Source organism: Streptococcus mitis (assembly GCF_003942995.1).
GTDB classification, from domain to species: domain Bacteria; phylum Bacillota; class Bacilli; order Lactobacillales; family Streptococcaceae; genus Streptococcus; species Streptococcus mitis_CV.
The window spans coordinates 1-10,838 of record NZ_RJOH01000017.1 but is presented as its reverse complement, the minus strand read 5'-3'; the positions used below and the strand labels follow the sequence as shown (position 1 = coordinate 10,838).

The 10,838-nt window shown below is 33.7% G+C and carries 12 protein-coding genes; all 12 read left to right on the top strand.

The genetic code is table 11. The features are described 5' to 3' along the window. Positions 1 to 12: 12 nt before the first annotated feature. Positions 13 to 1,191, top strand: coding sequence for a hypothetical protein (locus D8836_RS08780; RefSeq protein ID WP_125393759.1), 1,179 nt, complete (start codon positions 13 to 15; stop codon positions 1,189 to 1,191). Positions 1,192 to 1,496: 305 nt separating this feature from the next. Beyond that, complete coding sequence (gene cps4B, locus D8836_RS08775) at positions 1,497 to 2,228, top strand: capsular polysaccharide biosynthesis protein Cps4B (RefSeq protein ID WP_125393758.1); 732 nt, start codon at positions 1,497 to 1,499, stop codon at positions 2,226 to 2,228. 234 nt (positions 2,229 to 2,462) lie between these two features. After that, positions 2,463 to 3,038, top strand: a complete 576-nt coding sequence (locus D8836_RS08770) for a sugar transferase (protein WP_125393757.1) — start codon at positions 2,463 to 2,465, stop codon at positions 3,036 to 3,038. A 198-nt stretch (positions 3,039 to 3,236) separates the two neighbouring features. Then, positions 3,237 to 3,785, top strand: coding sequence for a YveK family protein (locus D8836_RS08765; RefSeq protein WP_228112089.1), 549 nt, complete (start codon positions 3,237 to 3,239; stop codon positions 3,783 to 3,785). Between the two features lies 1 nt (position 3,786). Further along, a complete protein-coding gene (locus tag D8836_RS08760) occupies positions 3,787 to 4,440 on the top strand; it encodes a CpsD/CapB family tyrosine-protein kinase (protein ID WP_045611653.1) in 654 nt (217 codons plus the stop codon). A 30-nt stretch (positions 4,441 to 4,470) separates the two neighbouring features. Then, the gene (locus D8836_RS08755; RefSeq protein WP_125393756.1) at positions 4,471 to 5,571 is read left to right on the top strand and encodes an EpsG family protein; all 1,101 of its coding nucleotides are present in this window, start codon (positions 4,471 to 4,473) and stop codon (positions 5,569 to 5,571) included. A 16-nt stretch (positions 5,572 to 5,587) separates the two neighbouring features. Continuing rightward, a complete protein-coding gene (locus D8836_RS08750) occupies positions 5,588 to 6,421 on the top strand; it encodes a glycosyltransferase (protein WP_125393755.1) in 834 nt (277 codons plus the stop codon). Beyond that, positions 6,418 to 6,816, top strand: a complete 399-nt coding sequence (gene tagD, locus D8836_RS08745) for a glycerol-3-phosphate cytidylyltransferase (protein ID WP_125393754.1) — start codon at positions 6,418 to 6,420, stop codon at positions 6,814 to 6,816. The genes D8836_RS08750 and tagD overlap by 4 nt, the downstream gene beginning before the upstream one ends. A 1-nt stretch (position 6,817) precedes the next feature. Beyond that, positions 6,818 to 7,897: a glycosyltransferase gene (locus tag D8836_RS08740; RefSeq protein ID WP_125393753.1), complete on the top strand. Its 1,080-nt coding sequence runs from the start codon at positions 6,818 to 6,820 to the stop codon at positions 7,895 to 7,897. Then, positions 7,894 to 9,003 (top strand): CDP-glycerol glycerophosphotransferase family protein, encoded by a 1,110-nt coding sequence (locus tag D8836_RS08735; protein ID WP_125393752.1) that lies wholly within the window; start codon positions 7,894 to 7,896, stop codon positions 9,001 to 9,003. Before D8836_RS08740 ends, D8836_RS08735 begins: the two co-directional genes overlap by 4 nt. Before the next feature lie 14 nt (positions 9,004 to 9,017). Continuing rightward, positions 9,018 to 9,998, top strand: coding sequence for a glycosyltransferase family 2 protein (locus tag D8836_RS08730; RefSeq protein WP_125393751.1), 981 nt, complete (start codon positions 9,018 to 9,020; stop codon positions 9,996 to 9,998). Positions 9,999 to 10,028: 30 nt separating this feature from the next. Next, on the top strand, positions 10,029 to 10,838 hold an 810-nt coding region (locus D8836_RS08725), incomplete at its 3' end, for a glycosyltransferase family 2 protein (protein ID WP_142999081.1).

Sequence of the window (10,838 nt, the reverse complement as noted above, 5' to 3'; positions counted from 1 at the left end):
AAAGGAGACCTCATGACACTTCCAGTTAGAAAATCCCTACACGATGCGGTGTTACAGGCTTCAAAAGCTGATGCTTGGGAACAAGCTACCAAGGAATGGAATGAAGTTTCCTTGATTTTTAACGGTATCGGCCGTAGCAATTGTGTCTGTGGAAATGCCATCAAGTACGCTTACGAACTCTTTAACGGCGTCACAGGTCAACGCCTCTTTCCGATTGGTAGCGATTGTGTTCGTCATTTTCATCGATTGACTCTTGACCAGCAACTGGAAGAGGAAGAAAAACTGCTCAGAAAGATTGAAAATCTGACCAGAAAAGTCCAGAAAAAGGAAAAAATCAAGGTCAATAAGAGTGATTTTGACGAGCGACTTCTAAAGTGGCTCTGGGAAAAAGGTGTTTTCAAGCCTAATCGTGGTAATCAATTCACACCTGAGAGAGACTACCAGCTATTTCTAGAAGTCTTTCAAGGAGGAAGTTGGACCAAGGCTGAGCCAAAGAAAAAGGCTCGCATGGAGGAAGTCCTAGAAAAATGTATTAAACCTTTTTTACTAGGAAAACCAGATGACCAACTCTACCTTGTCAAGCTAGGCAAGGAGAAAATCGACTACGAACAAGAACTCCGTATCCAAGCAGAGAAAGAGCGCAAGAAGAGGGATAAAATCGCCAAGCAATATGCAGACAATCTGGTCCTAGCCATGGGACCAGCAGAGCGTGCTTATCAGGATTACTTTGGCTTTACAGAAACCCTGACTCAAGAAGAAAGAAAATGGGAGAAAATTCTTTTTGGAAAAAATCGAACAGAACGGGCCATCAAGGCCAAACAATATCAAAAAGAGCTGGAAAAAGACCAACGAATTGCGAGTCAGGATCCAGTTGAAAGAAAACAGAAGCAGACTTGGCTCCTCAATTCCTATTTTCGTGACCTTCCTGAAGAAAAATCCCGATTTGCTCGACTCTTATTAGAATATCGAAAAAGTGGAGAAGTTCCCTTTTCAACCCAATACCTGTCAGATCATCTCATCAACTTTTTCTATAAAATGAAAGCTTTTGAGTTTGAAATCTCACCAGAACAAGTCCGAGACTTCTTAAAAGAAAGCCTTCAGACAGAACATCTATCCTCAGCACAAGAAAGCTGGATAGATGGAATTCTTCTCAACTGCATCAAACCATTTTTAGAACGATTATTGATATAAGTAACACCTGCCGTGGAAATGCCATGGTAGGTGTTAGTTTTAATAGTCAGTGTCATTATTATTCTCAACAGATTTATTCGAAAACAAAACACGCTTATTTATATATGCTTTATTATACTGGATAACTTTTAAAATATTATGAGAGACTTAATTATAAGTAGCTTATTTTAATGTTTCGTAGTATAATAACATCAGGAAAACAAACTGTATAAACCAATATTTATAGGTTATTCTAAATACCTATATATAAATGCAGGAATTATTTATTACAGTAACTAAAACTCTATTATATAAGGAAATATTACATGATTGATATCCACTCTCACATTGTTTTTGGTGTAGATGATGGACCAAGCACAATTGAAGAAAGCCTAGCTCTTCTGAAAGAAGCTTTTTCACAGGGAGTTCGTACAATTGTATCCACTTCACATCGTCGTAAAAATATGTTTGAAACTCCAGAAGATTGTATAATGAAAAACTTTAAAGAAGTTCAGGCTCTCGCTAAAAGAGCATTACCAGAGTTAAAAATTCTATATGGAGCTGAAATATACTTCACCCAAGATGCTCTTGAAAAATTAAATAATAAAGAGATTCCTACTCTAAATGATACACAATATGCTTTAATTGAATTCAGTTCTCTTACCCCCTATTGGGAAATCCGTAATGCAGTAAGTAAAGTTTTAATGTTAGGTATTAGACCTGTCATTGCGCATATTGAGCGCTATGCCGAATTAGAAAATAATGAAAAACGAGTTAAAGAATTGATAAATATGGGATGTTATACTCAAATAAATAGCTCGAGCGTTCTTAAGCCTAAAATATTCGGGGATAAGTATCGCTTACTCAAAAAAAGAGCTCAGTATTTTCTATCCCATAATCTAGTTCACTGTGTGGCTAGCGATATGCATAATCTAAGCTCAAGACCACCATATATGAAGAAAGCATTTGACGCGATTAGTCATCGGTATGGAAAGGCAAGAGCACAAGAGTTATTTGTAGTGAATCCTCAGTCGATTATATCGAATAAAAATATTTAGCAACATTTAATCTAGGTGTATTTCCTGTGTTTTAATCAGTAAGCTTGAAAATCTTATTGTTTTATGTTATATTGAACTGTATGATTTAATTCTTGGTAAATATACATATTTTTAGTAGTTCTAACTTTTTTATAAACTTGGAACCATATATATATATATATATATGCATTGACGTATGAGTGGCGCACGCATATATATGCGTGCGCCTTAGTTTTTTCTAGGAGAATGATGCTTATGTATAGGAGAATTAAGAGAATTTTAGGTCTTCTAATTTCTATACCCTCATTACTATTAATTATCCCTATTTGTTTAATAGCTTGTATCTTTATTGTAATCGAATCAAGTGGTAATCCTATTTATATACAAGAACGAATTGGTTTAAATGGACAAAGTTTTTCAATTTATAAACTCCGATCCATGTATCAAGATGCTGAAAAGAATGGTCATAAATGGGCGAGCAAAAATGATACACGCATTACAAAAGTTGGACGTTTTATTCGTAAAACACGAATTGATGAATTACCACAAATCATTAATGTAATTAAAGGTGAGATGTCCATTATTGGACCACGACCAGAACGACCAGAGTTTATCAATGAATTTTTGAAAGATATCCCTAATTTTAATGAACGTTTAGCTGTCCGTCCAGGAATCACAGGATGGGCTCAAGTAAATGGTGGTTATGAATTAACTCCTAAAGATAAATTAGTCTACGATCTATTCTATATCAATCACGAAAGTATCAAGTTAGATTTTCTTATACTATTAAAAACAATTAAAGTGATGGTTACCGGGAACGGATCTAGGTAGTTCTAAGAAAGCAAAAATAAATAAAAGGAAACAAACAATAATATGACTATTTTTAATAAAAATATTAATAGAGTTTTTTCTTTGATAAAAAGCAAACTACTATTTTTACTTCTATTTACTATAGTAGGGACGACAGCAGTTGGTCTATATACTGTTTTTATCATTTCTCCTATATACAGTGTATCCTCTAAGCTCATAATGAAGAACACTTCAAGCCAAACAAATGGGCAAAATAATGATGCGCAAACGATTGAAGCTATAAACCTCTTTCAAAGACAAGCTAAGACTTATTTAGAGATAGCAGATCTCCCCCCAGTAAAAGATGAAACCAATAAAGCATTAGGTTTGTCACCTGATGACATCGCTAAAATCAAATCGGTTAAATTAACAAATGACTCAGGTTCACAGTTGGTCACAATAACAGTGAGAGGACTAGATCGAAATTTAGCAGAACGTTATATTAAAGAGTATGTGTCTCAGTACAAGAAATTTACAGCAGATAGATTAGGGCGCGACAACTTGTCAGTTGTTACAGAAGCACTGGGAAGTGATTCTCCAGTTTATCCCGTTCTATGGAAGAATCTTCTTGTATCTATTCTAGTATTTTCTTTTGTAGGATTTAATGTTATTTTCATCAAATATGTATTGAGTGATTCGATTGATTCTTACGAAGACTTGGAAGAGTTAGTGGGAACACCTGTTCTCGGGATGATTCCGACTATAGAGAGAAAGAGAAGAGGTGAGTGACATGCATATCGAAGTTATTCATAACAGTAAATCCATCGTAGCTGAGTCCTTTAGAACTTTAAGGAGTAATCTTCAGTTCTCAGAATTTGGAAAAAATATTAAAATCATTGTCGTTACAAGTGCCAACCCCAATGAAGGCAAGAGTGAAGTCAGTATCAATCTTGCCGCCTCTTTGGCCCAACAGGGGAAAAGAGTGATTATCATAGACGCGGATATGCGTAAACCAACTCAACATAAATTAACCGAGCTAAATAACACTGAAGGACTCAGCACTTTTTTATTAAAGAAGTCAGGAGTAGATTCCATTAATCATTTGACGATAAATGATGTGAATTTAGATGTNCTGACTTCAGGACCTGTTCCGCCTAATCCTTCTGAGATGTTAGCTAGTTCTTCTATGGATGAAACACTTAAAGCATTTGAGGATTTTTATGACTATGTCATTATCGATACCCCTCCCTTGCTAGCAGCAACTGATGCCCAAGTTTTAGCCAGTATTTCGGATGCTACCCTTCTGGTAGTAGATATCAAAAAATCAAAACGACGACAAATAATAGAAGCAAAAAGAAGATTAGACCATGTTGGAGCTAGACTACTTGGTGTGATAATGAATAAAATTGATTCACATAAAGATACCTATTATTACTATTATTAAACTAACTATTTGAAAGGCAGGAGAGAAAAAATGACAATCTATCTTTTAATGTTCGTCTATGTCTCTTTTCTTGCCTTTTTCTCATTGAAATATGAGGATAAAGTAAAAGAGTTAGGTTTCCTTGTTCTTCCGACTTTTTTCTTTTTTTTAATCATTGCAGGTTTTCGTACTTCTAGTGTAGGTGGAGATTTAGGAACTTATATCCATATTTTTGAATCAAATAATATTCAGATTCCAGATTTATCACATTTATTTAGTTCTCGATTTGAAATTGGGTACTTACTGTTCACTATTTTTCTAAGAAACTTCAGTGATCATTATCCATTCCTCTTATTCGTATTTGCATTTCTGACCTTATTAAGTTGGTTTTTTGTTCTTTATAAGCATTCTAAAAATGTTTACATGAGTTTACTGATTTACTTCAGCTCGTTAGGACTCTTTTTTTATTCTTTATCAAATATCAGGCAAGGTCTGGCGATTGCTTTAAGTTTTTTAGGGTTTCACTACTTAGTAAAAAACAAGAAGATTTTAGCATGGGTATTTATCTTACTAACTCCCTTATTTCATACATCTGGTATCGTCTGCCTCTTGTTTTTCCCCCTTAAAAAAATCGTTTTAAATAAAAGAACATACCAATTTGTGTTCCTTGCATTTCTAATCATCTTACCTTTTATCAAACAAATTGCAACTATCTTTATTTCTTTCTTCCCTCAGTATACTTCCTATCTGGAATCATCATGGTTTTTGGAAAGCAATAAATTGGCACCTGTATTTTTAACAATTTGGTATGGGATAGTTCTGCTTTTGGGAGAACTAGTGATTAGAAAGAAAAAATTATCGACTGAAGAAGAATTTATAAGAACTTTGTTCTTTNTCTCCTTTTTATTTACTGCGTCAACTTTGCAAACAAGTCTTTTTGGCAGATTCGCACACTATTTTACCCCCTTTATTTGCCTATATATCCCTATGATTTTATCTAAAATAGGTGACAAAAAAGTTCAATGGATTTTATTTTATTTGATGATATTGGTTTACGCTTCAATCTTTCTAGTCATTGTTTATTTTAAAGCTGACTGGTACCATGTCGTTCCCTACCGTTCAGTTATTGTAGATTGGTTATTTGGAAATTAGGTTTAGGAGTTATAAAATGAAATTTTCAGTTCTAACGACAGTCTATAAAAAAGAGACTCCTACAAATTTAAGGAAAAGTTTACTAAGTTCTTATCAGCAGACCCTTAAACCGACAGAAATCATTTTAGTTTGTGATGGCGAATTGACTGAAGAGTTAGAAATAGAAATCCAAAAGTTGCAGAGAGAGATTCCGATTTTAAAAGTTTTTCATTTACCTGAAAATTTAGGCTCAGGACCAGCCTCTCTCTTTGGAGTCAATCAATGCCAAACAGAATTCATTGCAAGAATGGACAGTGATGACTATTCTCTAGAAACAAGGTTTGAGAAGCAATTAGCAGCCTTTGAAAAAAATCCCAACCTCATCATGGTTGGTTCCAATATCCTAGAGAAAAATACAGAGTTTACCGCCTTAAAGAAAGTACCAGAAACTACAGCCGAAATTCGTCAATATTCGAAAATGAGAAATCCTTTTAATAATCCATCGAGTATGATGAAAAAAGAGTATATCTTGAAGGCTGGTAATTATCGTAAATTCCGTTACCTAGAGGATTATGACCTCACAATGAGATTGTTACATGATAATCCAACTAAGGATTTTTTAAATATCCAGGAACCTTTAGTAGTCATGCAGACTAACGATTCTAGCTATCTGAGGAGAGGTGGTTTCTTGTATGTAAAGACTGACTTTATGCTCCAATTAGATTTTTATCGCAGAAGAGATATTACTTTAGTAGAATTTCTTAGAAATATTTTCCTTCGTAATGCGATTCGAATTCTTCCGAATTCAATTAGGAAATGGGTCTATAAGAAAAAAATGAGAGAAGAAGTAGAGGTGATTAAGAAGATATGAAGAGAGTCATTACATACGGAACATTTGATTTATTGCATTACGGTCATATTAATCTTTTAAAAAGAGCAAAAGCCTTAGGAGATTATCTCATTGTCGGGCTTTCTACCAATGAATTTAATAAGCTAGAAAAGAATAAAGAATGTTATTTTGATTACGAAGAAAGAAAATCTCTATTAGAGGCTATCAGATATGTGGATCTCGTCATACCAGAAGAAAATTGGGATCAAAAAATCTCAGACATAGAAAAGTATCATGCTGATGTGTTTGTCATTGGAGATGATTGGCAGGGAAAATTTGATTATTTAAGTGATTTTGGAATAGAGGTTGTCTACCTATCACGAACCAAAGAAATTTCAACCTCTAAAATAAAGAATGATTTGAATCAAGGGAACTAGGATGAAATATCAGGTCATACATGTAACAGGTGGTGTAAGGAATACCATGAGTGGGGTACAAAGTTTTATCAAAAATCATATCCTAACTGATGATCAAGAGTTTGAATATATGGTCGGAGAGTCAAATGGAGAGGCTCATTTCCCATTTAATCAATACCTAGATGAAAAAGAAATTAAACGAATTGTATTTCCAGCCCTAAAGATTTCTAAACTATTTGCCTATGCGAGAGAGTGCCGACAATTTTATGAAAATAATAAAATTGACATTCTACATGTTCATAATCCTATAACCGCTTTTATACATAATTATTATGCTCGAAAAAATGGTGTTCCAGTTAGGATTTACCACAATCATAGTAGCCAGTTTTCAGACACTTGGTTAAAAAGTATTCGCAATCGATTTTTGGTCTTTTTAGCTTTGAAAAATGCGACCCATCGTATTTCTTGTGGCCAATTAGCTGGTCTTAAAATATTTGGAAAGAAATCATTTAAAATCCTTCCAAATGCAATTGACATCAACAAGTATCGGTTTTCTCCAACTTTTCGAGAAGAAATTCGCAAAGAGTTTCATATAGCTGAACATCAAAAAGTAGTTGGGATGATTGGTATTTTAAATCCCTTCAAAAATCAGAGGTTTTTGATTGAAGTTGCTAAAGAATTACCTGATGTTACTTTTTTCTTTGTTGGTGAAGGACCAGAACGTTCAATTTTAGAAGAGAAAAGTAAGGAAGTGAAGAATATCATCTTTACAGGAAAAAGAGAAGATGTTCATAAATTTTATTCAGCCTTTGATATTTTTGCCTTTCCTTCTTTGTATGAAGGTTTCCCAATCGTGCTGGTAGAAGCTCAGTGTTCTGGAGTCAATATTATCATGAATGAAACGATTGACCCGACAACTCAAATAGTTGGCGAACTCTGTACATCTATGCCACTAGATAAGGCTAAATGGGTAAACTATATAGAAAAGGCGCCTTTCAAGGAGAAGCAACGACAGCTGAATGAACACCTAAAGCGATTTGACATCGAAGAAAATGTTCAAAATTTAAAAGAAATTTATAAGCAAGGTTTAAAAAGAGAATGATCAACTATTTAAAACCCTTACTTTTTAAAGTAAGTGATTTTACTTATAAGATAAATAAAATTATTCCAAAGAAAAGGAATAGAATTGTTCTGTATTCTAACTGGGGTTTCAGAGATAATCTTAGAACACTCTATCACTATTTGGTGGATAATGGCTATCAGGAAACATATGAGATTGTTTGCGCTTCAAATGATTTCTATCACTTAGAAAAAGAGAAGAATGTAAAGTATGTTTCTATTTATCGAGGTTTCTTTTATTTTTTAATATCTAAATATTTTTTCTATTCATTTGGCAAGTATCCTATTAAGCCTGCACCAAAGCAGATGGTTGTCAACTTGTGGCATGGAATGCTATTAAAAAAAATTGGGAATCTTGAAGTTGGCATGGAAAAGATTGACTATAATTTCTTTACAAAATTAGTCTCCTCTTCGGAATTATTTACTCCAATCATGAAAGCTGCTTTTAATGCTAAAGATGAGCAGATGCTTCTTGTTGGTAATATTCGAAATGATGAGCTCTTTAAAGAGAAAAAAGAGAACAAAATCATCTGGATGCCAACATACCGGAATTCTAAACATTATCATGACAGCCAAGCAGCATTGATATTTTCTTTAGAAGAAGAGGACTTTCAAAACATTGAAGAACTACTCTCAAACTATGGGTATCAACTTTATATTAAACTTCACCCTCTTGAGGAATCTCAGTTAAAATTCGAAATGAATTATTCGACCATTCATCTATTAACAGAAGAGATTATTAGTGAGCAGTATGAGACTTTATATACCTTTTTGGGAACAACAAGTGCATTAATTACTGATTATTCATCAGTATTTTTAGATTATTATTTATTAAATAGGCCAGTTGCATTTACCATTAATGATTATGAGGAATACAAGGAAAAAAGAGGTTTTGTGTTTGAAGATGTGAAGAATTTAATGGCGGGAAGTGTCATTGGTGATTCGCATGATTTATTAGAATTTCTAGAGAGTGTCATGAGATCTGAAGATCCTTATATTGACGAACGAAAAATAGTCAATAACAAGGTTAATGCCATTCAAAAAGATTTTACAAAGACACTTTTGGATGAAATTGGATTAAGGAAATAAGGTTAGGATAAAGAATGATTAGTGTAATCGTACCTGTTTATAATGTGGAAACTTATCTGGAAGAATGTTTAGATAGCATTCAAAACCAAACCTACACAGATTTTGAAGTCCTTTTAGTAAATGATGGTTCAACAGATGGCTCACAAGCTATTTGTGAGTATTATTGCCAAAAGGATAAGCGTTTCCGATTAATGAATCAAACCAACCAAGGACAAAGTGTTGCACGAAATAATGGAGTAACAGCTTCAACAGGCGAGTTCATTGCTTTCGTGGATAGTGATGACATTATCCTATCGAATTATTTAGAAACCTTAATGCAACATATGGGTGGAGACGTAGATATTGTAGAAAGTCAATTCACCGTACATAAAAAGGAATTCTTGGCAGAAAAGTCTCAAGATACAAAGATCCTTTTTGAGGGAAATTCTGAAGAAGCAGTAAAAGTTGTCCCTAACCATCTACTAAGTGTCAATCCAGTCACAAAGCTTTATAGAAGAGCTATTGTCGAAGCTGTTCCTTATTTAGAAGGGTTTATTTTTGAAGATATTTATAGCGGTATTGGGATGCTTAAATATATCCGAAAGATTGTGAAAATTGATTATGTAGGATATTATTACCGTCAACACGCGACTAGTACCATGCATCGAACCTTTACTCCCAAAAACTTGGATGTGTTTACAGTAAGTGACCAATTGATTGACTTGTATTCTGATAGGGCCGAACTTCTACCTTATATTGGTAAATACCTAGTTCATGTAGCAACCATGCATTATCAAGACTATATTCAAAAAGGAAATCCATATGCAGAAGTCTATAATCAGAAATTGGCCGACTATGTAACGATCACTAACAAAAATCCTGAGGTAGCCAAAAGTTCGCGTATGATTAGACTTTATATGCTGTGTCCAAGATATTACAACACCATCCTATTTCCTTTCTATCAATCTATATGGAAATGGAAAAATGGCGTTAAGGAAGACAAAATAGAGGAATGAAGCAGTATCATTCAAGAGGGAAAGAGGAAAATGATTAGCGTAATCGTTCCAGTTTATAACGTGGAAGAATATCTGGAAGAATGTCTAGAAAGTATTCGAAAGCAAACCTATCAAAATATCGAAGTCATTTTAGTCAATGATGGTTCTACAGATGGCTCCCAAGCTATTTGTGAGCATTTTTGCCAAATAGATAAGCGTTTCCGATTGATCAATCAAAAAAATCAAGGTCAAAGTGTAGCTAGAAATCGCGGCTTGAAAGAATCCCTTGGTGAATACATCATGTTTGTCGATAGTGATGATGTTGTAAGTCTTGGTCTGTTAGAACAACTAATGAAGTATATGTCTAATGGGAGTGATATTGTAGAATGTGATAGAACTGAGGCTATTCAATGTTTAAATGAAGAAAAAAAAGATATTCATGTTAAAGAATTTGATTCAAATGAAGCATTATACCAATGTTTTAATCATGGCGTAAGTTGGAGCCCTGTCGCAAAACACTATCGCCGTAAAATAGTGGAGAAAGTTCCATTTTTAGAAAATTTAATTTATGAAGATTTTTATACTGGAATCGTCTCTTTAAAATATATTCATAAAATGAGAAAAATTGACTATATTGGTTATTATTATCGATATCATACTTCTAGTACAATGAATCAGACATATTCAGAAAAGAATCTTGATATTTTTAAAGTTGGCGAAAAATTATTAGAGGAATTTAGAGAAGATAATTGGTTACCTTATGTAGGGAATTATTCAGAAAAGAATCTTGATATTTTTAAAGTTGGCGAAAAATTATTAGAGGAATTTAGAGAAGATAATTGGTTACCTTATGTAGGGAAT

Bases quoted from the DNA above. Each gene is read 5' to 3' on its own strand.
- D8836_RS08735 (WP_125393752.1), top strand. From the start codon at position 7,894: ATGATCAACTATTTAAAACCCTTACTTTTTAAAGTAAGTGATTTTACT.
- D8836_RS08730 (WP_125393751.1), top strand. From the start codon at position 9,018: ATGATTAGTGTAATCGTACCTGTTTATAATGTGGAAACTTATCTGGAA.
- D8836_RS08750 (WP_125393755.1), top strand. From the start codon at position 5,588: ATGAAATTTTCAGTTCTAACGACAGTCTATAAAAAAGAGACTCCTACA.
- tagD (WP_125393754.1), top strand. From the start codon at position 6,418: ATGAAGAGAGTCATTACATACGGAACATTTGATTTATTGCATTACGGT.
- D8836_RS08780 (WP_125393759.1), top strand. From the start codon at position 13: ATGACACTTCCAGTTAGAAAATCCCTACACGATGCGGTGTTACAGGCT.
- cps4B (WP_125393758.1), top strand. From the start codon at position 1,497: ATGATTGATATCCACTCTCACATTGTTTTTGGTGTAGATGATGGACCA.
- D8836_RS08765 (WP_228112089.1), top strand. From the start codon at position 3,237: ATGAAGAACACTTCAAGCCAAACAAATGGGCAAAATAATGATGCGCAA.
- D8836_RS08740 (WP_125393753.1), top strand. From the start codon at position 6,818: ATGAAATATCAGGTCATACATGTAACAGGTGGTGTAAGGAATACCATG.
- D8836_RS08770 (WP_125393757.1), top strand. From the start codon at position 2,463: ATGTATAGGAGAATTAAGAGAATTTTAGGTCTTCTAATTTCTATACCC.